At 72.1% G+C, this 23,551-nt stretch carries 16 protein-coding genes and 1 pseudogene; 12 read left to right on the top strand and 5 right to left on the bottom strand.

Features of this window, described 5'->3' with window-relative positions; translation table 11 throughout:
* The first annotated feature begins 2 nt into the window (after positions 1–2).
* The 3 genes from IE239_RS29965 (at position 3) to IE239_RS29955 (ending at position 6,318) form a co-directional block, all read left to right on the top strand.
* A complete protein-coding gene (locus tag IE239_RS29965; RefSeq protein WP_229878394.1) occupies positions 3–3,821 on the top strand; it encodes a vWA domain-containing protein in 3,819 nt (1,272 codons plus the stop codon).
* The gene (locus IE239_RS29960) at positions 3,818–5,641 is read left to right on the top strand and encodes a hypothetical protein (protein WP_190152554.1); all 1,824 of its coding nucleotides are present in this window, start codon (positions 3,818–3,820) and stop codon (positions 5,639–5,641) included. The genes IE239_RS29965 and IE239_RS29960 overlap by 4 nt, the downstream gene beginning before the upstream one ends.
* A gap of 122 nt (positions 5,642–5,763) precedes the next feature.
* The gene (locus IE239_RS29955) at positions 5,764–6,318 is read left to right on the top strand and encodes a DinB family protein (RefSeq protein WP_190152553.1); all 555 of its coding nucleotides are present in this window, start codon (positions 5,764–5,766) and stop codon (positions 6,316–6,318) included.
* A 102-nt stretch (positions 6,319–6,420) separates the two neighbouring features.
* Here IE239_RS29955 and IE239_RS29950 read toward each other — a convergent pair whose 3' ends face one another.
* A complete protein-coding gene (locus tag IE239_RS29950) occupies positions 6,421–7,821 on the bottom strand; it encodes a cytochrome P450 family protein (protein ID WP_190152552.1) in 1,401 nt (466 codons plus the stop codon).
* Positions 7,822–8,157: 336 nt separating this feature from the next.
* On the opposite strand from IE239_RS29950, the gene IE239_RS29945 reads away from it, so the two are divergent.
* The gene (locus tag IE239_RS29945; protein ID WP_069772325.1) at positions 8,158–8,373 is read left to right on the top strand and encodes a DUF4177 domain-containing protein; all 216 of its coding nucleotides are present in this window, start codon (positions 8,158–8,160) and stop codon (positions 8,371–8,373) included.
* Between the two features lie 288 nt (positions 8,374–8,661).
* On the opposite strand, the gene IE239_RS29940 is transcribed toward IE239_RS29945, so the two are convergent.
* Positions 8,662–10,587: an alpha-L-fucosidase gene (locus tag IE239_RS29940; protein ID WP_190152551.1), complete on the bottom strand. Its 1,926-nt coding sequence runs from the start codon at positions 10,585–10,587 to the stop codon at positions 8,662–8,664.
* Between the two features lie 325 nt (positions 10,588–10,912).
* Entirely contained in the window at positions 10,913–12,535 is a 1,623-nt protein-coding gene (locus tag IE239_RS29935; RefSeq protein ID WP_190152550.1) for an alpha-L-arabinofuranosidase B, read from the bottom strand.
* An 833-nt stretch (positions 12,536–13,368) separates the two neighbouring features.
* Here IE239_RS29935 and IE239_RS29930 point away from each other — a divergent pair.
* From IE239_RS29930 to IE239_RS29900, 7 genes and pseudogenes are all read left to right on the top strand, one after another.
* A complete protein-coding gene (locus IE239_RS29930) occupies positions 13,369–15,321 on the top strand; it encodes an alpha-L-fucosidase (protein ID WP_190152549.1) in 1,953 nt (650 codons plus the stop codon).
* A 97-nt stretch (positions 15,322–15,418) separates the two neighbouring features.
* On the top strand, positions 15,419–16,510 hold the full coding sequence (locus IE239_RS29925; RefSeq protein ID WP_190152548.1) for an arabinofuranosidase catalytic domain-containing protein: 1,092 nt from the start codon (positions 15,419–15,421) through the stop codon (positions 16,508–16,510).
* 24 nt (positions 16,511–16,534) lie between these two features.
* Positions 16,535–16,683: pseudogene (locus IE239_RS43490) on the top strand (arabinofuranosidase catalytic domain-containing protein); the annotation flags it as partial.
* A 331-nt stretch (positions 16,684–17,014) separates the two neighbouring features.
* Positions 17,015–17,944, top strand: a complete 930-nt coding sequence (locus IE239_RS29915; protein WP_190152547.1) for an ABC transporter ATP-binding protein — start codon at positions 17,015–17,017, stop codon at positions 17,942–17,944.
* The gene (locus IE239_RS29910; RefSeq protein WP_190152546.1) at positions 17,944–18,777 is read left to right on the top strand and encodes an ABC transporter permease; all 834 of its coding nucleotides are present in this window, start codon (positions 17,944–17,946) and stop codon (positions 18,775–18,777) included. Before IE239_RS29915 ends, IE239_RS29910 begins: the two co-directional genes overlap by 1 nt.
* A 16-nt stretch (positions 18,778–18,793) precedes the next feature.
* Positions 18,794–20,122 carry a sensor histidine kinase gene (locus IE239_RS29905; RefSeq protein ID WP_229878393.1) on the top strand — a complete coding sequence of 443 codons (1,329 nt, stop codon included), beginning with the start codon at positions 18,794–18,796 and terminating at the stop codon, positions 20,120–20,122.
* Positions 20,119–20,787, top strand: coding sequence for a response regulator (locus tag IE239_RS29900; protein WP_190152545.1), 669 nt, complete (start codon positions 20,119–20,121; stop codon positions 20,785–20,787). The genes IE239_RS29905 and IE239_RS29900 overlap by 4 nt, the downstream gene beginning before the upstream one ends.
* Positions 20,788–20,911: 124 nt before the next feature.
* Here the strand turns inward: IE239_RS29900 and IE239_RS29895 are convergent, their stop codons facing one another.
* Positions 20,912–21,334: a secondary thiamine-phosphate synthase enzyme YjbQ gene (locus IE239_RS29895; RefSeq protein WP_190152544.1), complete on the bottom strand. Its 423-nt coding sequence runs from the start codon at positions 21,332–21,334 to the stop codon at positions 20,912–20,914.
* Positions 21,335–21,562: 228 nt separating this feature from the next.
* Here IE239_RS29895 and IE239_RS29890 point away from each other — a divergent pair, with 228 nt between their 5' ends.
* Entirely contained in the window at positions 21,563–22,639 is a 1,077-nt protein-coding gene (locus IE239_RS29890; RefSeq protein WP_190152543.1) for an NAD(P)-binding domain-containing protein, read from the top strand.
* A 12-nt stretch (positions 22,640–22,651) separates the two neighbouring features.
* Here the strand turns inward: IE239_RS29890 and mltG are convergent, their stop codons facing one another.
* Positions 22,652–23,506: an endolytic transglycosylase MltG gene (gene mltG / locus IE239_RS29885; protein ID WP_190152542.1), complete on the bottom strand. Its 855-nt coding sequence runs from the start codon at positions 23,504–23,506 to the stop codon at positions 22,652–22,654.
* Positions 23,507–23,551 lie beyond the last annotated feature (45 nt).

Raw genomic sequence — 23,551 nt, 5'->3', positions numbered from 1 at the left:
CCGTGTCCCCGCACCCCGCCACCGCACCGGGCGCTCCGCAGGAGGCGCTCGCCGCGCTCACCGACCCGGCCGCGCCCTATCTCATCGGCGTACGGCACCACGCGCCCTCGCTGGCCGCCGCCGTGCCCGCGCTGCTGGACGAGGCGAGACCGGACGTGCTGCTCGTCGAGCTGCCGGCCGAGATGCAGGAGTGGCTGCCCTGGCTCGGGCATGCGGAGACCCGGGCCCCGGTCGCGCTCGCCGCGGCTCCTGGCGACTCCAGGAGCGGCGGGAGTCCGGCGTTCTATCCGTTCGCCGACTTCTCGCCCGAGCTGGCCGCCGTGCGCTGGGCCGCCCGGCGTGAGATTCCGGTGATCGCCTGCGACCTGCCCCTCGCCGACAGGGCGTGGGGCGAGGGGCGCGACGGCCCGGGGCCGGGAGAGTTCCTCGGACTCACCGGGGCGCTGCGGGCCCGGCTCACCGGCCGCCCTGGGGACGATCTGTGGGACCGGCTCGTCGAGGCGACCGCGCCGGGCTCACCCCCCGAGGCGCTGCGCCGGGCCGCGCTGCTGGCGGGGTGGGCGCTGCGCGAGGAGGCGGCGGCCTCGGGCGGGGTGGGCGCACTGGACCTGCGGCGGGAGCGGTGGATGCGGTCACGGATCGCGGAGGCCACCGCGGGGGGCGAGCGGGCTGCCGTGCTGGTCGGCGCCTTCCACGCGCCGGCGCTGACCGGTTCCGCCGAGGACCGGCTCACGGCGCCCGCTCCGGCCGATGACGTCGACGCGGAAACCGATGTCCGGGCCGATGTCCGGGCCGACGCCCACTCCCCCGCCGTCGCGCGGCCCGACGCCGTCGCGACGCGACGGGTGTCCTGGGTCACCTCCCTGATCCCCTACGCCTACCACCTGTTGGACGAGCGTTCCGGGTATCCGGCCGGCATCCGGGACCCGGAGTGGCAGGACATGGTGCTCCGGGCCGCCGGCGACCCCGCCGCGCTGGAAGAGGCGCTGACGCGGTCGGCCGTGCGGGTGTGCGCGGAACTGCGGGGTCTGGGGCATCCGTCCGGGCCGGCCGACGCGCGCGAGATCATTCGGCTCGCCTCGGACCTGGCGCGATTGCGCGGGCTGCCCGCGGCGGGCCGGGGCGAGTTGGTCGAGGCGGTGCAGACGGTCCTCGCCCAGGGCGAGCCGTACGGGCGGGGCCGGGCGGTCGCACGGGCGATGGAACGGGTGCTGATCGGCACACGCACCGGACGACCGGCCCCGGACGCGCCGCGCAGCGGGCTCGCCCCGGCGGTCGAAGCTGAGGTCGCCGCGCTGGGGCTGCCGGGACCGGAGAGCTCCTCGGGCGCCGTCCGGGAGCTCCGGCTCGACCCCCTGCGATCCGACCTGGACCGGCGCCGCGAACTGCTGCTGCGCAGGCTGACGGTGTGCGGGGTGCCGTACGGGGAGCCGAAGGAGGTCGTCGGCGCGGGCGGAGCCCAGGCGCTCACCTCCCGCTGGGAGGCGCGCTGGACGCCCGCCACGGTGGCCGTGCTGACCGCCGCCGGGGTACGCGGCGTCACCCCGGCCCAGGCCGCCGAGGGCGTGCTGCGGGAACGGCGACACGCGGAGCTGGGGGAGGGCGGTCCGACGGCCGCACAGGTCCTGTCGGGACTCGCGGAGGCCGCTGAGTGCGGACTCGAGGCGCTCACCGACGAGCGGCTCGACGAGGTCGCCGAGGTGGTGCCGCAGGCCGGCTCCCTGCCCGAACTGCTCGCCGCGCTCGCCCTGTCCGACCGGCTGCGGGCCGGTCATGTGGCAGGACTGGGCCCCGACGCCGGACGGGCGGCCCGGGCGACGGCCGTCGCCGAACTGCTCACCGCGGCGGCTGTGCGCCAGGTGGACGGCCTGACCGGTTCCGAGGACCCGGCCGACGCGCACGCCCTGCTCGAACTGGCGCACCGCGCCGACCTGTTCGGCGGCGTCCGGCTCGCCGACGCCCTCGCGCGGCTGGCCGCCGACGGCTCCCCGCTGATGCGCGGAGCCGCAGGAGCCGTCCGGGTGCTGCTGGGCCAGGAGGACGCCGGGGTCTTCGGAGACCGGGTGGCGTCCTGGGTGGACGGCGCGGTCGACGCCGGCTCCCGGTCGGGTCTGACCGCCCGGCTGAGCGGACTGCTGACCGCGGCCGGCCCGCTGCTGGAGGCCGCGGCGCCGGCGCTGGAGCCGCTGCTCGACCGCGTGTCGGAGCTGCCCGACCGGCAGTTCCTGGACCGGCTGCCGGCGCTGCGGGGCGGTTTCGACACCCTCAGCCCGGCGGCCCGTGACCGCCTGCTGGCGTCCGTGGAGGAGCGCCTGGGACTCGCGCGCGTGGCCGACACCGACGGCCTCGACCCGGCCGCCCTCGCCGCCTGGGCGGGGGCGGACCTGACGGCCCGCGCCGCGCTGCGGTCGCTCGGACTGCTGCCCTCGCGCGGTGTCGACGAACCCGCACCGCTCCGACCCGCCGTGACGGAACCCGCGTCCGCCCTGCCCGCGTTCACGGAACCCGGGCCCGGCCGACCCACGCCGAACGGGCCTTCGCCCGCCCCTGCGCCCGCCGCCCCGCACGCGGCCGGCGCCACCGAGGACGGCTTCCGAGCCGAGCAGGGGAAGGACCTGGGAGGAAGCCCAGGAGAGCACCCGGGAGAGAGCCCAGGAGGGACGGTGGGAGGCAAGGCGGACGTGAACGCGGGAGCGAACGCGGTGGAGGAGCTTCTCCTCGCGCCCGCCGACCGCTGGCGGCTCGTCCTGGGGCGGCGCGCCGACCGCCTCCCGCCGTCCGCCCGCTCGTTGGCCACGGCCCTGGACGAGCTGTACGGCAGCGGACGCGGCGAGGGCAGCCGGGGGGACCTCTCGGGCCGGGGGGCCGTCGGGGGCCGCGACGTGCCGTATCCGGGGGTGCGCGAGTGGTCGCAGGAGCTGGCCGCGCTCTTCGGGCCCGGCATCCGGGAGGAGGTGCTGGCGGCGGCCGCGGCGTCGGGCCGCGACGACGTGCTCGCGGAGCTGGACCCCGACAGTGTGCGTCCCTCGGTGGATCTGCTGCGCACGGTGCTGCGGCACGCGGGCGGGCTGCCCGAGGCCCGGCTGGCCGCGCTGCGCCCGCTCGTACGCCGGCTGGTCGAGGCCCTGACCCGGCAGCTGGCCACCCGGCTGCGCCCCGCCCTGCACGGCACGGCGCTGCCGCGGCCCAGCAGGCGTCCGGGCGGCGGCCTGGATCTGCCCCGCACCCTGCGCGCCAACCTTGCGACCGCGCGGCGGGGCCCGGACGGCACGGTCCGGGTCATCCCGGAGCGCCCGGTGTTCCGTGCGCGGGCGCGGCGGTCGGCCGACTGGCGGCTCATCCTGGTGACCGACGTGTCGGGGTCCATGGAAGCGTCCACCGTGTGGGCGGCGCTCACCGCCTCGGTGCTCGCCGGGGTGCCGACCCTGTCCACCCATTTCCTGGCCTTCTCCACCGAGGTCATCGACCTCACCGGGCACGTCGAGGATCCGTTGTCGTTGCTGCTGGAGGTCAGCGTCGGCGGGGGCACGCACATCGCGGCGGGGCTGCGGCACGCCCGCGAACTGGTCACCGTGCCGTCGCGGACGCTGGTGGTGGTCGTCAGCGACTTCGAGGAGGGCTACCCGCTCGGCGGACTGCTCGCCGAGGTGCGGGCGCTGGTCGGGGCGGGCTGCCATGTACTGGGGTGCGCGAGCCTCGACGACTCCGGCCGGCCGCGCTACTCCACGGGCGTCGCGGGTCGGCTCGTCGCCGCCGGGATGCCCGTCGCCGCTCTCAGCCCACTCGAACTCGCCCGCTGGGTAGGGGAGAAGATCGCATGAGCCAGGACCTGTTGCCGCCGGTCGCGCCGTCCGTCACGGCCGGACTCGTCGAGGCGCTGTCTCCCCGGCTGCGCAAGCGGCTGGACGCGGGAGTCGCCAAGCTGGCGGCCCGTCCGGTGGTCCGCGAGGGCGACACGGTACGGATCGCCCTCGACGACGACACCGAGCTCGAGCTGCACGTCGTGGGCGGCTCGGTGACGAGTGCGGACGCGATCCGCTGCGGGTGCCTGCTCGCCCCCGACTGTCTGCACCGCGCGGCGGCGGCCTCGGCCGCGCCGGTCGCCGACGCCGGCCCTGCCGACTCTCCCGGGCACGCGCCCACGCCCACACATCCGTCCTCGTCCGCGACTGCGTCCGCAGCTGCGACTGCGACTGCTTCTACGTCTGCTGCCTATGCCTCTGTCCAGGAGGGGAGCGCCGGGCATGGAGGCGTGCCGGGACGGCCGGCGGACGAAAGCCCTGATCCGGGGCAACTCGTCGCCGCACGAGGCGTGTTCGACGCGGCCGCCGCCGTGCTCGAGGCCGGCGCGGACGGGTCCGGCGCCGTGCTCCAGGCGGAACTCCTGCGCGCCGCGCACACCGCACGGCTCGCGGGGCTCCCCCGGGCCGCCGCGTCGGCGGTCTCCGTCGTCAACGGGGTGCGCGCGGCCCGCTCCGCCGACCCCGCGCACCGGCTGCCCGATCTGGTCGAAGCCCTGCGTGCCGCCCTCGGCGTGGCCCACCGGCTGCCGGCGGCGCGCGGCGCGGAGCTGGCCGAACTGCGCGGCACGGTACGGCAGCCCTACGCTCCGGACGGCTCTCTGCGCCTGTACGGGCTCTTCTCGGAACCCGTCCTCACGGCTACCGGGTACGCGGGCGCCGTCACCTGGACCGCGGACGCCGAAGGCCGCCTGTACACGGTCTCCGACGTGGCGCCGGGCGGTCCCGGCCGGGCGACGGCCGCCGCCGACCGCGCCGTCCGCATCGGCGACACCGCCCTGACGCACCGTGAACTGTCGCGCGCCGGGCTCGCGGTCTCCGGCGCCACCGTGTCCCCGACCGGCCGGCTGGGCGCGGGGGCCGGGGTGCGGGCGGTGCGCGCCGGCGGCGCCGCCTGGAGCGCCGAGCCGCTCGGCCGGCTGTGGACCGCTCCCGTCGCCGAGCAGGTCGCCCGGGCTCTCCACGGCGGCCATGACCTGCTGTTCCTGGACGTCACCCTGGCGGGCACGGTCCGTGAGGCGACGGGCGACTGCCTGCTGGCCGACTGCGCCGGCCTGACACTGCGACTCGCGACGGCTCACCAGGACCCGGCGCTCCCGTACCGCGACAACCTCCGTCTGCTGGCCGCCGCCCGGGGCAGTCGGCTGCGGATCGTGGCCCGGCTCGTGCCGGGGCCGCTGCCACGTGCGCTGCTGCTCGCCGCCGAACACCCGGCCGACCCCGGCGCCCGGGTCGACCTGGGACTGGATCGTCTCCAGCACGCGGACCTGCCCACGGCGACGGGCGCGTCCGTCGCGGTCCGCGCGGTGGACGAGGCCCCGCTGCACCTTCTGCGCCGCCGGGTGCACCAGGCCGTCTCCGGCGGCCGCCGCGTGCTGGCCTTTCCGGGCGTCGCCGCCGGCGACGGCGCGCGTCTGCGTCGTGTCGGCATGGGCACCGCGGCCGAGCTCCTCGACGAACTGCACGCGGCCGCGGCGGACCGGTCCCGTGATGCCTTCGGCCGTCTGCTCCCGGCCGACACGGACCGCTTCGCCCGGGCCTGGCTGGCCTCGTCGCTGTACACCGAGGAGGCCGAACGGGCCCTGTGCGCCGCGGCGTGGGGTGCGGCGAAGCAGGGCTGACGGTGTTGACGGAGTTCCCCTGAACGAGGTCGCCGCCCGGCCCAGTAGGTCAGGATCTGGCCTCTATCGCTTCTACGGTGGTCCTACGACCGCTGAACAGCATTCACGGAAGAAGGCGACCCATGAGCAAGCGCATCACTAACGACGAGACCGCCGCAGCGCCGACCGTCAGCCGCGAGCGCGCGGACCTGTTGGAGGCTCTCGCCAAGCAGCGGCACTTCCTGCGCTTCACCGCCCGCGACCTCACCGACGAGCAGGCCGGGCAGCGGACCACGGTCAGCGAGCTGTGCGTCGGCGGGCTGATCAAGCACGTGAGCGCGACCGAACGAGGCTGGGCGGACTTCATCCTCGAAGGCCCCTCGGCCCTGGGCGACTTCAGCGCCATGACGGAAGCCGACTTCGCCGCGCGTGCCGACGAGTTCCGGATGCTGCCCGGCGAGGCGCTGGCGGACGTGCTCAAGGAATACGAGCAGGTGGCCGACCGCACCGACGCGCTGGTCGCGTCCCTCCCCGACCTGGACGCGGCGCACCCGCTGCCGTCGGCTCCGTGGTTCGAGCCGGGCGCGCAGTGGTCCGCCCGCCGGGTTCTGCTGCACATCGTCGCGGAGACCGCCCAGCACGCCGGGCACGCCGACATCATCCGTGAGGCCCTGGACGGCTCGAAGAGCATGGGCTGAGCATCCGCTGACCGTGCGCGTCCGGGCACGATGCCTTCGAGGCCCGGGCGGGCAGGTCGCGGCGGGCCCGGGAATCGCATCCCTTCCAGGGCGTCGGCAGGGTCAGCGGCCGACGCCGATCAGGCCCGTCAGATAGCGCCACAGCGAGGAGCGCTGCCGGACGGCCGGGTCCGGCAACGCCGTCTCGGCCGACTCCGTGGTCTCGGCGTGCGCCGACGGCTCGGCCGGCATCGCCGCGAGTTCGTACCGCACCGGCAGTGAGCGCAGGCCCCGCATGAACGGGGAGGAGCGCCAGGGCAGTTGGTCGGCGGGCAGGGCGAGCTCCAGTTCGGCGAACCGCTCGAACAGCCGGCCCACGCCGACCGCCGCGACCGTCGAGGCGAGTTCGCGCGCCGGGCACTGACGCAGGCCCGCGCCCCACGACAGGTGTGCGCGGGTGCTGACCGTGGTGCTCGGGCACACGTTGCCGGCGAAGAGCGGGTCTGCGTGCGCCGCCGCGGAGGAGACCCACACCGGATCCCCGGCCCGGATCGTGTAGTTGCCGAGCGGCGTGTCCTTCGCCGCGAAGCGCGGCACGAAGTTCACCAGCGGCGGCTTGCGCATGACCACCCGGTTCATGCTCTCCCTGACCATCCCGGCGGACAGACTGGCCCGCACGCCGCCCTCCCCGGAGATGACCTCGACCACCGTGTTGGAGATGAGGATCCCCACGTGGTCGGAGGTCATGCCCAGCAGCATGAACAGTTCACGGGCCAACTCGTCCAGGGTGAGCTCGGGGTGCGCCGCGAGAAGGTAGGAGGGGAAGTCGTCCCCCGGCTTCTTCAGCTTCACCGCCGCCAGTTCCGCCAGGGCCGCCAGCAGCCGCTCCAGTGCGGGTTCGGCGTCCGGCCCGGCGTCCAGCACCCGCCACATGTCCATCAGGGCGTCGTCGCCCTGCGAACCGGGGAAGCCGAGCAGACGGCTGGCCACCATCAGCGGCAGCGGACGCGCGAACTGGGCGGACAGGTCCGCCAGGCCCGTACCGCCCGCCTGTCCCACGAGGCTGATGAGTTCGTCGGCGTAGGCGGTGACGGCGCTCTTCAGCCGCTTGGCCTGCGCGTGACGCGGGTCCTGGAACGGCTTGAGAGCCGCGTCCCACGCCTGGCGCAACGGACGGTAACCGGGGCCGCCCTGGATCAGCACGTGGTTGACCTCCAGGGACGGTCCGAGCGGCCAGTCGGCCGGCACCTCGCCGTCCGTGCGGGCCCGCCAGTTCTCCAGGCCCTTCGGCCATCCGGCGTCGTCCTGGAGCACGTCGAGCGCCTCGCGGTAGCCCAGCACGAGCCAGGCGGGCACCCCGAGGAGATCGACCGGCGCGACCGGGCCATGGCGTTGGCGCAACCGCTCGTACACGAGCGCGGGACGGGTCTCGTAGTCCCGGGTCAGCAGCGGTTCGAGCGTCAACGTCTCCAACCGCGCACCCTCCAGGTCCACGGATCTGCCGTCGCCCACCTGGGATTCCATCGCCTCGCCGCCCCTCCGACACTCCCCGTACCGACGCGTCTTCGATCGGTAGCCGGAACCGGGGGGACCTTATCCCAGGCCGGGCCCGGCGTGAACTACGGGGGACCGCTCAGGACTCCCCGGCGCCGTGCCCACGCTCACACCCGTGCCCGATACCCGCGGCGAGCGGCATCTCCCGGCACCCCCGCATCCCGTCGCTTGCGCCCCCGTCCGCCGCCGGGGAACCGGCCGGCCCCGTCCCATGGGGAGCGACCCCGCCGCGCGCGGCGACGCGGTTCGGTGGTTGGCTGGTACCGGTTCCGTCAGCCAGTTCCATGCACGGGAAGGCCCCCAGACATGAGCAACCCCCAGGCACTCGAGTACAAGGTCGTCACCTTTCGCGAGTCACTGATCGGAGACGCACTCGACAGCGACAAGCTGGAGAAGGTCCTGAACAAGCACGCCGAGGACGGCTGGGCCCTCAAGGCCATCACCTCCGCCGACGTCAAGGGCCGTATCGGGCCCGGCGCGGTCGAGGGTCTGCTCCTCACGCTGGAGCGTCCGCGCCGCTGACGGCCTCGACCCCCCGGCCGAGACCGGAGGCACGACCGTCAGGCGCCGGATGCGCTCCTGGTCACCCCGGGAAGCTCAGCCGGACCTGACGGCCGAGGTCGTCCTTGTCGGTGTCCACGGGCCTCCGCCAGGACGACCCCGAGGGCAGCTGTCCTCGCCGAGGAGGGTCCGGTCGCTGTCGTCGGTCTTCCGGGGCACACCGCCGCTGCGCGGCTCGCACGGCTTTCGCATGCGGGTCATCTGCTCCCTCGCCGCGTCAGTCGGCTCCGGCCCCGCCGTACACCCCGGTCACACCGCCACGATCTGCCACTGCTGGCGCGGCGCGCGGGTGTAGGTCCACTGGTTGATGTCGGCGCCGTCCGCCGTCGAGCCGTCGTCGACGTTCAGGGTGAGCCCGGAGAGCCGGTTGGTGACGTAGTGGTAGCCGTCTCCGGTCGGGGTCACCGCCCAGTGCTGCTGGGGGACACTGTCGTCGGACCAGATGCCGACGTTGCCGCCGTCCGCCCGCGAGAGCCCGGCCACCTCCAGCAGCTTGCCGCTGCCCACGCTGCGGATCTTGTAGTAGCCGTCACCGGTGGAGGTGAAGGTCCACTGCTGGTTCGCCTGGTTGCGCCAGGGCTGCTGACGGACATCCGTGCCGTCGGCGGTACCGCCGTCGAGGACGTCCGCGACCTTGCCGCCGGCCCGGTTCACCAGCCGGTACACCGTCTCGTCCCCCGGCAGCACTCGCGAGACGAGCGTCGGCTTCGTCCTCCGGCCACCGATGTGGACGCCACCGAGGTTGACATAGCCGCCGGTGCCCTCCATGACCTCGATCCGTACGAAGCCCGCGTTCCGGGGAGCCCACTCGACGACCTTCGTCGCTCTGCTGCCCGCCCAGATGCCTTCCGCGACCTTGGTGAAGCGGACGCCGTCGGTGCCGGTGTGGATGGCGTACGCGATGATGTCGCCGTCGGTGGTGTTGTTGCGGTTCCACTGCTTGGGCAGGTACTCGAGCGTGGAGATGCCGCTCCACACTCCCCCGAGGTCGACGGTGATCGAGTGCGGGAGGTCGAGGGACCACGTGGACCAGCAGGTCTCGTAGCCCTTGTCGCTCAGGCCGTCGATGGCCTTCATCGGCCCTTCGCCGACGTGGAAGCCGGTCGCGTAAGCACTGACCGGGGTCACCGGGTGCTCGGCGCGCGGCAGTTGAGGCGGCAGCGGCCTGCGGGACCGGTCCGGCCGCCAGGCCGCGCCCACCTCGGCCAGCCGCCTGACGATGTTGTCGTCCAGTCTCCCGTCGCGGTTGGGCGGGCAGTTCAGGATGAACGAGGTGTACTTCGGTTCCAGGTCGACCAGATGGGAGAGGATCGACGCCTTGCTGATGGGGTCGGCAGTCGGCGTCGAGGGGTGCCAGAACCACCCGTCGCTGATCGTCTGCCCTTGCAGCGCGGCGTGGGTGTTCCCCTCGGGGGCCGTGACGCCCAGAGGCTCCTCGAAGTAGATCGCGTCACCGAGGAACGGCTCGGAGAGCGCACCGTGGTCGATCATCACGATGTCCGGCTGCAGAGACTTCACGTGCTCGCGGACACGCTGGTAGGAGATGGCCTGCTGCCCCATCTGCCAGCCGTATCCGTCCGTGACGAACATGTCGATGGCGCCGTAGTCCGTCAGCAGTTCGGTGATCTGGTCGAGGACGTACGTCACGTCGGAGGGCACGATGTACTGGTCCGCGCCGACCCCGTGCCGGCTGTCGAAGCCCTGGACGTCGTAGGAACGGTCCCAGATCGAGAAGTAGAGGCCCACCCTGAGCCCCGCTTCGCGGAACGCCTTCACGTACTGGGCGACGATGTCCTGCCGGTAGCCGCTGTTGGACACGTTGTAGTCGTTGTGCTTCGACGGCCAGAGGCAGAAGCCGTCGTGGTGCTTGGTGGTGAGCACGCCGTAACTCATCCGCGCCGCCTTCGCGGCGGCGGCCCACTGCCCGCAGTCGACGCTGCCCGGGGAGAAGAGCTCGGGGTTCTGGCGGGGCGCGGCCCATTCCTCGTCGGTGAACGTCCCCATGTTGAAGTGGTTGAACATGCCGAACCGCATGTCGACCAGCCTGGACAGGTTCGTCTGTGGGCGGTCGGCCGCCTCGGCGGGCTGCCCCGCCACGACGGGCAGCGACGCCGCGGCGGCGGTGACGCCGGCGGCGGTCAGTACGGAGCGGCGGGACGGACGTGCTGACGGCATGGTCTGGCTCCCGGATACCGGTGCGGGTCTGTCGCACACGAACCTCTTACACCTGACGGGTCCACGTCAACCAGTTGATGGGATGAAAGATGACCCCTTCACCTCGAAGCCATGGACGATTACGGACTTTCGCGACTATAGGATTGCAGGGCATCACATGTCTGAGTGGACGGCGACGCCTCGGAGCGGGGCGAAGATCCACGGCAGGTCGCCCCTCCGCCACACGCCCGGCGGGGAGCCGGCGGGCGCACGCGGGACACGCGTGACGCCGCGCCGGCTGGGTCTGCGCCGGCACGGCGTCACTGGGCAGGCCTGCGGAAAGGCGTCAGGCCCAGGGCTGGCCCACGGCCCAACTGGTGTCGTCACTCCAGGAGGTGGCGTTGTCCCAGGTGTGGGATCCACCCTGGCCGGCGATGTAGACGTTGTAGCTGTAGTGGCGCATGTAGTCGCTCGGGTAGTTGGCCGAACGGAAGGAGTAGCCCTGGCCGTTGTGGCCTGCTTCCGGACAGAACGTGGCGTCCTGGGCGAACCCCGAGGTGCCGTCGTCGGCGCCCAGGTGAAGCTGGAAGTTCGAGTGGCGCAGATACCGACCGGACTGGTTGGCGGACTCGAAGGACAGGCAGGCGGAGTTGGACAGTCCCGCCCGCACGGTCCAGGTGGCGTCACCCTTGGTGGTGGCGGGGCTGGACGCCGAGACCGGCGCGATGACGACGTTGCTGTCGGCGTCGTCGTGCACGATGTAGTCGCTGGTGCAGCACGAAGTGGTCGCCCGTAGCGAGATCTTCGAGCCCGGCGTGAGCGGTCCGGTGCCGGAGGTCGACGTCGCGTAGCCGGCCGAGTCGATGTTGGCCTGGACGGCGTTCTCGGTGGCGTCCGAGGGGTAGCCGGAGGTCATGACGCCCTCGTAGAAGGTGCCGGCGGCTCCGTGGCTGTTGTCGCCGCCGATGCCGAGGATGATGGCGCCTTCCTTCTTCATCGGGTTGTAGCCCGGGACGTTGGGACGCACCCCGTTGTAGTAGGTGGACAGGGAGCCGGCCTGGGCGTCACCGGCCCGGATCGACCAGTGGTTCGGCTCGCCCTTGACGACGGCCGTGAGGAACCGGTGGCTGACACTGGGGTTGCCCGCGTTGTAGCGCTGGTTGACGCCGGAGAACAGGCCGTTCTCCAGATCCGCCATGACCCAGGGGCCGTTGCCCGCGCCGTAGCCCCAGACCTTGTTGTTGCCGAAGTAGATGGCCTCCATGGTGCCGTTGCCGTTGTCGCGGCTGTTGGTCTCGGCGTTGCCGTAGTCGAAGCAGCAGCCGCCGTTGTAGTGGGTGCCGTCGAGGACCGCGTACATGCCCTCGGGCTGGTCGCCCTTGGCGACGCCGTTGGTGTTGTTGTTGCGGTATCCGGTTCCCGGAGCGACGAAGACGCCGTACGCCTTGTGGCCGCCCACGGTGACGGGCGCGGCGGTGGCGTCGGCGAGGTTGTCGTAACCGCCGGCGGCCGGGCCCGAGAAACCGCCGGGCGGAGCCTGGGTGAGGCGGTTGTTGCGGCCGGACTGGTCGTAGATGATCGTGATGAGACAGCTCGTCCCGGCGCAGAAGGAGTCCTGCGCGGCGGCGTCGGCGTATCCGCCGGCGCCGAGCAGGCCGATGTCCCGGGTTGCGCTGTCCGAGGCGCGCTTCACCTGGTACAGGGGGCCGTTGTACGAGGAGTACAGCGCGCGGGTCGTGCTGTGTGCCGCAACGCAGGGCGTGCCGCCCGCGGCGTAGAGGTCGCAGGGCAGGGAGGTGGCTGCGGCGGCAGCCGTCGTGGCGACGGCATGACGTCCCGCCGACGGCGATCCGGCCGCGGGATCGTCGGCGGACGCCTGACCGCTGAAGAGGGCCGTGGTCAGAGCGAGGCCGGAGGCCAGCACAGCGAGCGGCCTGGCCCGCCGTAAGCGGCTCAGAGGCAAGGACATGATCTCTCCTCGGATGACGGGTAGGGAGATGTCGCGGCCGGCGGAACCTTGTTGCCCATGCGGAACGGCGTGGCACGTGGAGACCGGCGTCCCGCCGGCTCCCACCCGCACCTCGTCTTCAGGCAGTTCGCTGAAGCCCAAGCCGCTCGTTCGGTATTTCGGCCAATGAACGGCTGACCGGACAGACGTTGATGCTAAGGACGCGCACAGTCGTGTCAATACCTTTCACCAACCGACACCTGACATCCGATGAATTGCGTGACAGGTATTGACGACGGCTCACGGATCCCTAGTATCCAGTTGTCCGAAGGCCCGGGCATTGTCCGACATGGCGAACGTCGAATGCCGCCCCGGACCTGCTGTCTGTGCACCGCTTGAGCGTCTCTCGCACGGGCTGTACAAGCACGACATCCCGCGTCACGACCGCATATGCGTCCGTATCGGCCTTCCACCGCCTGGAGTTGGGCATGCCGGCATCCACGCCTTCCCGGAACCGAGGCGGCTGCCCCACGCCGGCGAGGTCCAGGCTCTGAGCGGGACCGAGCGACCTCCACCCCTCACACCCTCAGGAGCAGCATGTTCCATTGACCCGACTGACATGGTCACCATCGCGCCGCCCCTGCCGACGGACCGCTCCGCGCCGTGGCGATCCCCGCGGTGTCCCGACGACCGGCCGACGTCCCGGCCGGACTGAGGCGGCGGTCCGCACAGCCCTGTCGTTCTCCGCGCCTGCGGCGCCGACGTGCCCGCGCACGCGGCCCGAAGCGCCGGATCACCCCAACCGAGACAAGAGGTCCCCCACCGTGTCTCCTTCCGGGCTCAGTCGTCGCACCATGCTCATTCTGTCCGGTCTCACCGGAGCGGCCACGACCGGGCTGTTGCCCGCCGGTGCCGCCAGAGCCACCAGTGGTCCGAGCGATTACACTCCGAGCTGGTCCTCGGTCGACCAGCACCCACCCGCGCCGGAGTGGTTCCAGGACGCCAAGTTCGGCATCTACTACCACTGGGGCGCCTACAGCGTCCCGGCGTACGGCAGCGAGTGGTACCCGCGCCTCATGTACAAGGCGGGCGACGGCTGCAACAACCACCACAAGGCGACGTACGGCGACCCGTCGGCGTGGCCGTACCACAACTTCATCCAGGGCGCCCGGGACAAGGCCGGCAGCTTCGTCCAGTTCGCCCCCAAACTGAAGTCGGCCGGCGGCAACTTCGACCCGGACGAGTGGGCGCAGCTGTTCGCCGACGCCGGAGCCAAGTTCGCCGGACCGGTCGCCGAGCACCACGACGGGTTCTCCCAGTGGAACAGCTCCGTCAACGAGTGGAACTCCGTCGCCAAGGGACCCCGGCTCGACATGCTGCGGCTGCACGCCGACGCCATCCGCAGGAAGGGCCTCAAGCTGTGGGTCTCCCTGCACCACGCCTACAACTTCCTCGGCTACTTCGACAGCGTCCCCACGCAGTCGGACCCCAGCCTCAAGAAGCTGTACGGCCAGCTGGACCGGGCGACCGAGCAGCAACTGTGGCTCGACAAGCTCAAGGAGGTCATCGACGGCTACCAACCCGACATCCTCTACCAGGACTTCGACCTCAACAACATCGACGAGTCGAAGCGGCTGGACTTCCTCGCGCACTACTACAACAAGGCCGTCTCCTGGAACACGGACGTCGTCGCCACCTACAAGGACGGTCTCAACAACCGTGGCGAGGTCTACGACTTCGAGCGCGGCGGACCGGCCGGCATCCAGACCCCGTACTGGCTGACGGACGACTCCGTGTCCAGTTCCAGCTGGTGCTACACCACCGGCATCGGCTACTACTCGCTCAAGGCCCTGCTGCACGCCCTGCTCGACCGCGTCAGCAAGAACGGCACCATGGTGCTGAACATCGCCCCGATGGCCGACGGCACCATCCCGGCGGGCCAGAAGTCGATCCTCCAGGGCTTCGGCGACTACCTCAGGCGCTTCGGCGAGTCGGTGTACGCCACGCGGGCCTGGGTGGCGTACGGCGAGGGGCCCACGAAGATGGGCGGCGGTTCCTTCACCACGCCGGTGGAGGGCAAGAACACCGACATCCGGTTCACCCGCAGCAAGGACAACACCGTCCTGTACGCCACGGTCCTGGGCTGGCCCGGCAGCACCCTGAACATCACCACGCTGACGTCGAGCCGGTTCAACCTGTCCACGCTGAAGTCGGTCCAGCTGCTCGACTCGGCGGCCGGCGCCTACGTCAACCTGCCCAACCGCACGCAGGACGGCTCGGGGCTGCACCTCTCGATGCCGTCGGCCACCGCACCCTTCAGCGCCCCCGCCTACGTGGTCAAGCTGACCTTCTCGGGGCAGATCCCGTCGTTGGACGCCGGTTCGCTGCCGACCGGCTGGGTGAAGATCGGCAACGTCACCAACGGCCTGGCCCTGGACAGCGGCGGCTCCGTCGCCTCGGGATCCGACCTGAAGCAGTGGACCTACAACGACGGATCCACCAACCTGCAATGGCAGTTGGTGGACCTGGGCACCGGATACCACCGCATCGTGAACCGCACCAACGGCATGGTGGCCGACAGCTTCGGCGACGCCACCGTCGGGGCCACCGCACGCCAGGCGGCCTGGACCGGTGGCAACAACCAGCAGTGGAAGATCAGCGGGGCCGGGAACGGCCGCTTCACCATCGCCAACCGGGGCACAGGCACCTACCTCGACTCAGGCGGCGCCGTCACCTCGGGCAGCACCGTCAAGCTCTGGTCCTCCGGCAGCAGCACCAACCTCCAGTGGACCATCAACGGGGTCTGACACCGCCCCGGCGCCCCTGCGGCAGGCGGGTGACGGCCGGGCGACACCCCGCTGTCCCGCCCCCTCGCCAGAACACCCAGCGACAAGGAGTGAACCGATGCCCCTCCCCTCCCAGCTCTTACCGCGCCGCCCCTCCCCCGCGCGGCGACCACGAGCGGCCGTCGCCGCGTGCGTGGCGGCGGTCCTGACCCTGATGCTGGCCGCCCTGACATGGCCGGCGCCGGCGTCGGCGGCCGGCGCCGGCCCCTGCGACCTGTACGCGTCGGGCGGCACCCCCTGCATCGCGGCCCACAGCACGGTGCGCGCCCTGTACTCCTCGTACAACGGCGCCCTCTACCAGGTCCGGCGCTCCTCGGACAACGCGACCAGGGACATCGGCGTCGTGGCCACGGGCGGGGTGGCCAACGCCGCCGCCCAGGACGCGTTCTGCGCGGGTGCCACGTGCGTCGTCACCTGGGTGTACGACCAGTCCGGGCGCGGCAACAAGCTCGGCTACCAGGGGCCGGGCGGAGTCGGCGGATCCGACACGGCGGCCAAGGCGACGAGCGAGTCGCTCACCGTCGCGGGCAGCAAGGCGTACTCGCTGTACATCAACCCCGGCAACAGCTACTGGCGGGACGGGCATCTGACGGGCGTGCCCACCGGCAGCGCACCCGAGGGGATGTACATGGTGACCAGCGGCACGCATGTCAACAACGGCTGCTGCTTCGACTACGGAAACAGCGAGACCACCCGCAAGGCCGACGGCCCGGGCGCCATGGACGCCATCAACTTCAGCACGTCGTGCTGGTTCGGCGGCTGCTCCGGCTCCGGTCCCTGGGTCCAGGCCGACCTCGAATGGGGCCTGTTCCCCGGCGGCAGCAGCTCCTGGAACCCCAACCAGCGTGCTTTCAAGAACAAGTTCGTCACCGCGACGCTGAAGAACAACGGAACGACGCGGTTCGCGATGAAGGGCGCCGATGCACAGTCCGGCGGCCTGGCCACGCTGTACGCCGGCGCCCTCCCCAACGGGTACAACCCCATGAAGAAGCAAGGGGCGATCATCCTCGGCAGCGGCGGTGACTGCTGCAACGGCAACACCAACCTCAGCGCCGGCACGTTCTACGAGGGAGCCATCACCTCCGGCTACCCCTCCGACGCCACCGAGAACGCCGTACAGGCCAACATCGTGGCCGCCGGTTACCGCTGAGACCGGCCGGCACAAGGAGTGGTGATGAAGAAGGAAGGCGCCACCCTCCTCGGCATCGGCGGCGACAACGGCCACGGAGCCCCCGCACCTTCTACGAGGGCGTCATGACCTCCGGCTGCCCCTCGGACGCCACCGAGAACGCCGTCCAGGCCGACATCACCGCGACGGGCTACGGAAGGTGACCTCCTCGCGGCACTGACGCGACGCGTGCGGAGACGGTGAGGACCGCCTCCGCACGCGTGCGTCGTCGGGGACCACAGGACGGGTCGTGCCGCGACGCGGGCCGGCCGATCCGCGGCACGGGCTCCGACCACTACCGGCTGAGCGTGCAGCGCCGTCATACCTGAGGCGTACGAGCGATCGACGCCCGAGTGGTACCGCGGTACCACTCGGGCGTCGAAGTGTCTCCCGTGGTCCCAGGTTTCCGGTGGGCCGCGCTTCTAACGTCGACTGCACAGGCCGCGGCGCTCGCCCGGCCGAGTCCGAGGTGAGAGGCCCACGTCCATGATCGAAGCACGCGAGCTGACGAAACGGTACGGCGACAAGACCGTCGTCGACGAGTTGAGCTTCGCCGTCAAGCCCGGTGAGGTCACCGGCTTCCTCGGCCCCAACGGCGCCGGCAAGTCCACCACCATGCGCATGGTCGTCGGCCTGGACTCCCCCACCAGGGGCTCGGTCACCGTCAACGGGAAGTCGTACGCGAAGCACACGGCACCGCTGCACGAGATCGGCACCCTGCTGGAGGCCAAGTCCGTCCACCCCGGCCGCAGCGCGTTCAGCCACCTCATGGCGCTCGCGTACACGCACGGCATCCCGCGCCGCCGGGTCGACGAGGTCATCGACCTGGCCGGTCTGACCAGCGTGGCCGGCAAGCGGGTCGGGGCCTTCTCGCTCGGCATGGGCCAACGGCTCGGCATCGCGGCGGCCCTGCTCGGCGACCCCGCTATCGTCATGCTCGACGAGCCGGTCAACGGCCTCGACCCCGAGGGCGTGCTGTGGGTGCGCAACCTGCTGCGCTCGCTGGCCGACGAAGGCCGGGCGGTGATGCTCTCCTCGCACCTGATGAGCGAGACCGCACTGATCGCCGACCACCTGGTGATCATCGGCCGCGGACGTCTCCTCGCGGACACCACCGTCGACGACTTCACCCGGGAGGCGAACGGCGGCGGGGTGAAGGTCGCCACCGCCGAGACCGCCAGGCTGCGCCCGCTGCTGGCGGGCCCCGACGTCACGATCTCCTCCTCGTCCGCCGAGGAGCTTCTGGTCTCCGGACGCGACGCCCGTCAGATCGGGCGGATCGCGGCCGAGCACGGGGTGGCGTTGTACGAACTCACTCCGCAGACCGTCTCGCTGGAGGCCGCGTTCATGGACCTGACCAGGGACGTCGTCGAGTACCAGAGCCACCCCGCCGAGACCGAGCGAAAGGCAGCCTGATGACCGTCACCCAGCTCTCCCCCGCCCGGGCCGGCGCCCAGGCCTGCAAGGTGACGGGTCCGCGGGTGCTGCGCGCGGAGTGGGCCAAGTTGTGGTCGCTGCGCTCCAGCTGGATCACCCTCGGCGTCGCCGTGGTGCTGCTGATCGCCCTCGGCGCGATCGCCTCCGCCACCTACAGTCCCGACACGGTCGGCCAGGGCGGGCCGCCCGGACCCGGCTCCGGCGACCAGGACGCGGTCAGCCTCGCGCTGCTCGGGGTGACCTTCGCGTCGCTGGCCGTCGGCGTGCTCGGCGCCCTGCTGTCGGCCGGCGAGTACACCACCGGCATGATCCGCTCCACCCTCACCGCCGTCCCCCGTCGCCTGCCCGTCCTGTGGTCCAAGGCCGCGGTGATCGGACCCGTCATCCTGGTCCTGGCCTCGCTGGGCGCCCTGGCCGCGTTCCAGCTGGGCACCCTGGGCCTGGACGGCGAGAAGATCGCCCTGTCCCTGGGCGACGACGGTGTGCTGCGCAGCCTGGCCGGCGCCGGCCTCTACCTCGCCCTCGTCGCCGTCGCGGGCGTGGCCCTGGGCATGCTGCTGCGCTCCAGCGCCGGGGCGATCGCGGTCCTGGTCGGCGTCCTGCTCATCCTCCCGGGTCTGGCCTCGCTGCTGCCCGACTCCGTGTACGACAACATCAACCCCTACTTCCCCAGCAACGCGGGCGCGGCGATGTACACCCTGCACCAGTCCTCCGACGCCCTCTCTCCCGGGGCGGGACTCGCCGTCTTCGCCGGGTGGGTCGCCCTCACCCTCGCCGCAGCCGCCTGGCGGCTCCTCAAGAGCGACGCCTGAGGGGCGGTGCGAGACAGTGGGGATCACGAGACAGACCCCCGCGGCCGCCGCCCGGGGGACGGCCACCGAGCCGTCCCCCGGGCTCGCCGACGCCTGGGCGCACCCTCTCCTGGGCCGCATGCTGCGCGGTCAGAGCGCCCGGCACCGACTGGACCAGCGTCATCCGTGGCTGCTGGACACCGCGGTCGTCCTCGTCGTCGCCCTGTCCAGCCTCCCCGACCTGCTCTCCCACAGCCGCCACGGCCCCTTCGGGGACACCACGGACCACGGCCAGGTGCCGACCCCGGTGCTGGTCGCCTTCGCCGTCGCACTCGCCGTACCGCTGTGGTGGCGCCGCAGGACCCCGGCCGTCACCTACTGGGTGATCTCCGCGGTGTTGCTGGCGCAGTGGTCGCTGGGGGTGTGGCAGCAGACCGGGATGGCCACGCTCATCGCCCTCTACAGCCTGGCCCTGCGCGGCTCACTGCGCTCGCTCGGCTGGGCCGCCGCTGTGACCGCGGCCGAAATGACCCTGGCGGTCTGGCTCCTGACCCCCCTCGAGCACCCGTTCCTCGGCCTCTTCTTCCTGCTGGGCACGGCGACGGCGGCCGTCGCCATCGGCCTGACCCTGCGGATCCGCCGCCTCTACCTGGCGGCCCTGGAGGACCGCGCCAGGCGTCTGGAGATCGAGCACGACCAGCGCGTGCGTCTCACCACCGCCGCCGAACGCGCCCGTATCGCCCGCGAGATGCACGACATCGTCGGCCACAACCTCTCCGTCATGGTCAGCGTCGCCGACGGCGCCGCCACCCTCGCCACCCACCGTGGCGAGACCTCCGCCGAGCCCTTGCGCATCCTCGCCGACACCGGACGCCAGGCGATGAGCGAACTCCGGCGCGTCCTGGGCGTGCTGCGCGAGGAGCGGGGGCATGAAGAAGACGTGCGGCTGCTCGGCCCGCAGCCCGGCATCCGGGACCTGGACCCGCTGCTGGCACGCGTGCGCGCGGCGGGGCTGCCCGTGACCTACCGCACCACAGGCGACCTCGACGCCCTCGGCAGCGGCGTTCAGCTCACCGTGTACCGCGTCGTCCAGGAAGCCCTCACCAACACCCTCGTACACGCCGGACCGGGCGCCACGGCCGACGTCACCGTCACCAAGGACGCCGGCACCCTGCGCATCAGGGTCGCCGACACCGGCGTGTCCGCCGCCGAGGCGCCCTCCGGCGACGCCGGGCACGGTCTCGTCGGCATCCGCCAGCGGGCCGCCATGTACGGCGGTACCGTCACCCTCGGACCGCCCGCAAGCGGCCACGGCTGGCTCGTCGACGTCGTGCTCGACGTACCCCCGGGAGACCATCAGCCATGACCACCGTCCTCATCGCCGACGACCAGCCCCTCCAGCGCATGGGCGTGCGCATGCTGCTGGAGGGCACCCCCGGCCTGACCCCCGTCGGTGAGGCCGGGCACGGCGCCGAGGCCGTCCGCATGACCGCCGAACTCCGCCCCGACGTCGTCCTCATGGACATCCGCATGCCCGGCATGGACGGCATCGAAGCCACCCGCCGCATCATCGCCGCCGGGGGCCGCACCCGCGTCCTCATCGTCACCACCTTCGACCTCGACGAATACGCCTACGAAGGCCTGCGCGCCGGAGCGGGCGGCTTTCTCCTCAAAGACGCCCGCCCCGAGGAGCTCGTCGCCGGCATCCACGCGGTCGCCACCGGAGACGCCGTCGTCTCCCCCCGCCTCACCCGCCGCCTCCTGGACGCCTACACCCACCAGGTCCTGGCCCCCACGCACACCCCACCCGTCGAGGACCCCCGTCTGAACACCCTCACCGATCGCGAGCGCGAGGTCCTCGTCGCCATCGGCCAGGGCTGGACCAACACCGAGATCGCCGAACGCCTCGTCCTGACCGAATCCACCGTCAAGAAGCACGTGGGCCGCGTCCTCGCCAAGATCGGCGCCCGCGACCGCATCCAGGCCGTGATCACTGCCTACGACACCGGGCTGGTCAGCGCCAAGCCGTAGCCCGCCAGGAGCTCCTCACACGGGGCGGTCCCGGGTGAAGCGCCCCGAGTCTCACAGAGTCCGCGGCGATGACCTGGACACGCAAGGTACGCAGATCCGGCGGCCGCGCCCAGGACGATCTCGCTCAGGCCAGGAAGCTCAGCCGGACCTGACGGCTGACATTGTCTTTGTTGGTGTCCACCAGACAGACCGACTGCCAGGTGCCCAGTTGCAGCCTCCCTTCCACGACGGGCAGGGTCGCATGGGGCGGGACGAAGGCCGGGAGGACGTGGTCGCGGCCGTGACCGGGGCTGCCGTGCCGGTGCTGCCAGCGGTCGTCCGCGGGCAGGAGTGTGTGCAGCGCGGCGAGCAGGTCGTCGTCGCTGCCGGCCCCGGTCTCGATGATCGCGATGCCGGCCGTCGCGTGCGGGACGAAGACGTTCAGCAGGCCGTCGCGGCCGGCTGCCACGTCACGCAGGAACGTCTCGCACTCTCCGGTGAGATCGACGACCCGCTCGCGGGAACCGGAGGCGACGGACAGAACTCGGGTGGTGAACGCATCTGGCATGCCACCATCCTGACCCATACGCGGGATCCCGCACCCCCTCGTCCCGTCGGCCGGCCGAGGTGTGACGCCGGGGATCCGACGTGCAGGACGACCGTTGACCGACATGAACCCGACGGCCCTCGGAGCCGCCCGAGCAGCCTGAGCCGCTTACTCCTCGTCGCCCGGGTTCACGGCCGTCGCGGCGACGGGCTCGGGAAGATCCACGCCTCTCGGCGCGTTGGTGGAAACGTGAACAACGTGCGTGAGGTCGAGGTGGTGGTCATAGGCGCCGGCCAGGCAGGGCTGGCCGCCGCCTTTCACCTGCGGCGCACAGGTTTCGAGCCGGAGCGCGACTTCGTGGTGCTCGACCGCGCGCCCGACCCTGGCGGCGCCTGGCAGTTCCGCTGGCCCTCGCTGACGTACGGCAAGGTGCACGGGATGCACGCGCTGCCCGGGATGGAGCTGACGGACGCGGATCCCGCCCGGCCGTCGTCCGAGGTCATCGGCGAGTACTTCGCCGCCTACGAGCACACGTTCGATCTGCGCGTGCGTCGGCCGGTCGAGGTGCGGAGCGTCCGGGAAGGCTCCGGCGGGCGCTTGCTGGTGGAGACCTCGGACGGCACGTGGTCCGCGCAAGCCCTGATCAACGCGACCGGCACCTGGGGCAGGCCGTTCTGGCCGAGCTCTCCGGGCCAGAAGACCTTCCGCGGCCGGCAGTTGCACACCGCGCAGTACCCGGGCCCAGAGGCGTTCGCGGGGCTGCGGGTGGTCGTGGTCGGCGGCGGCGCGTCCGGCACGCAGCATCTGCTGGAGATCGCGCCCCACGCGGCCGACACCACCTGGGTGACGCGTCGGCCTCCCGTCTTCCGTGAGGGGCCCTTCGACGAGGAGGCGGGGCGCGCCGCGGTCGCGCTGGTGGAGGAGCGGGTGCGGCGGGGGCTGCCGCCCCTGAGCGTGGTCTCCGTGACGGGTCTGCCGCTCAACGACGCGATCCGCCAGGGGCTGGCCGACGGCGTGCTGGACCGGCTGCCCATGTTCGACCGGATCACCCCGGAGGGTGTGGAGTGGGACGACGGCCGGCGGGTCCCCGCCGACGTCATCCTGTGGGCGACCGGTTTCCGGGCCGCCGTCGACCATCTCGCGCCGCTGCGCCTGCGTGAGCCGGGCGGCGGGATCCGGGTCGAGGGCACGCGCGCGGTCGCGGACCCGCGGATCCATCTGGTCGGCTACGGGCCGTCGGCCAGCACCGTCGGCGCCAACCGGGCCGGACGCGCGGCCGTTCGGGACATCAGGCGACTGCTCGCGCAGGAGACGGTCGCCGCCTGACGGCCCGCCGCCTCACCCCGCCGCGGCGGACGGGCTCTTGGCAGCCTTCTGGTTGCGGTTGAACTCCGCCACGTTGCGCTGGTGCTCGGCGAGGCCGGCCGTGAAGCGCGTGTCGCCCGGCTTGACGGTGACGAAGTACAGCCAGTCACCGGGGGTGGGGCTGATGGCGGCCCGCATCGCCTCCTCGCCGGGGTTGTCGATGGGCGTAGGAGGCAGGCCCATGCGCTGGTAGGTGTTGTAGGGGCTCTGGACACGGGTGTCGCTCTCCGTCGTCTTCAGCAGGGAGCGGTTCAACGCGTAGTTGATGGTGGAGTCCATCTGCAACGGCATCCCGCGCTTGAGCCGGTTGAACACCACCCGGGCCACCTTGCCCATGTCCGCCTTGGTGGCGGCCTCCGCCTGGACGAGGCTGGCGACGGTGACCGCCTGGTACACGTTCACGGCGTTGCGCTGGGCGCCCGCGGCGATCGGCGCCCCGTTGAACCTCTTGTCGGCCGTGTCGACCATGTACGCCAGCAGCGACTGCGGCGTGGCCTTCCTGTCCACCGGATAGGTCGCCGGGAAGAGGTACCCCTCCGGGTTGCCCCTGGCGTCGCTCGGCAGCTTCAGGCCGGCCGTGGGCATCGCCTTCCTGGTGGTGCCGGAGGGCAGGGCGAGCGCCTTGTCGATCGCCTCGTAGATCTGGCTCGCGCGCCAGCCCTCGGGGATGACCAGGGTCTTCGGCTTCGGCGCCTCCTCAGGTTTCCCCAGGGTCAGCAGCGGCACCGCCACGGCGGCGCCGGCCACGACGGCTCCGGTCGCGATGAGGACGAGACGGCCCCGACGCGTCAGTCGAATCGTGCTCCGAGGCGGAGTGTTCATCTGCATGCGGGCACGGTAACCCTCAGATCATCTCAAACCTGGCATAACTTG

The organism is Streptomyces humidus, from assembly GCF_014649655.1.
Lineage (GTDB): Bacteria > Actinomycetota > Actinomycetes > Streptomycetales > Streptomycetaceae > Streptomyces > Streptomyces humidus.
Note: the sequence above shows the minus strand (reverse complement) of the source record. Positions and strands in the feature narration are given on the sequence as shown.

What these genes read in the sequence shown, in the direction of transcription:
- IE239_RS29930 (WP_190152549.1), top strand. Translation starts at nt 13,369, where the DNA reads ATGCTCATTCTGTCCGGTCTCACCGGAGCGGCCACGACCGGGCTGTTG.
- IE239_RS29900 (WP_190152545.1), top strand. Translation starts at nt 20,119, where the DNA reads ATGACCACCGTCCTCATCGCCGACGACCAGCCCCTCCAGCGCATGGGC.
- IE239_RS29960 (WP_190152554.1), top strand. Translation starts at nt 3,818, where the DNA reads ATGAGCCAGGACCTGTTGCCGCCGGTCGCGCCGTCCGTCACGGCCGGA.
- IE239_RS29945 (WP_069772325.1), top strand. Translation starts at nt 8,158, where the DNA reads ATGAGCAACCCCCAGGCACTCGAGTACAAGGTCGTCACCTTTCGCGAG.
- IE239_RS29895 (WP_190152544.1), bottom strand. Translation starts at nt 21,334, where the DNA reads ATGCCAGATGCGTTCACCACCCGAGTTCTGTCCGTCGCCTCCGGTTCC.
- IE239_RS29915 (WP_190152547.1), top strand. Translation starts at nt 17,015, where the DNA reads ATGATCGAAGCACGCGAGCTGACGAAACGGTACGGCGACAAGACCGTC.
- IE239_RS29940 (WP_190152551.1), bottom strand. Translation starts at nt 10,587, where the DNA reads ATGCCGTCAGCACGTCCGTCCCGCCGCTCCGTACTGACCGCCGCCGGC.
- IE239_RS29935 (WP_190152550.1), bottom strand. Translation starts at nt 12,535, where the DNA reads ATGTCCTTGCCTCTGAGCCGCTTACGGCGGGCCAGGCCGCTCGCTGTG.
- mltG (WP_190152542.1), bottom strand. Translation starts at nt 23,506, where the DNA reads ATGCAGATGAACACTCCGCCTCGGAGCACGATTCGACTGACGCGTCGG.
- IE239_RS29950 (WP_190152552.1), bottom strand. Translation starts at nt 7,821, where the DNA reads ATGGAATCCCAGGTGGGCGACGGCAGATCCGTGGACCTGGAGGGTGCG.
- IE239_RS29910 (WP_190152546.1), top strand. Translation starts at nt 17,944, where the DNA reads ATGACCGTCACCCAGCTCTCCCCCGCCCGGGCCGGCGCCCAGGCCTGC.
- IE239_RS29955 (WP_190152553.1), top strand. Translation starts at nt 5,764, where the DNA reads ATGAGCAAGCGCATCACTAACGACGAGACCGCCGCAGCGCCGACCGTC.
- IE239_RS29925 (WP_190152548.1), top strand. Translation starts at nt 15,419, where the DNA reads ATGCCCCTCCCCTCCCAGCTCTTACCGCGCCGCCCCTCCCCCGCGCGG.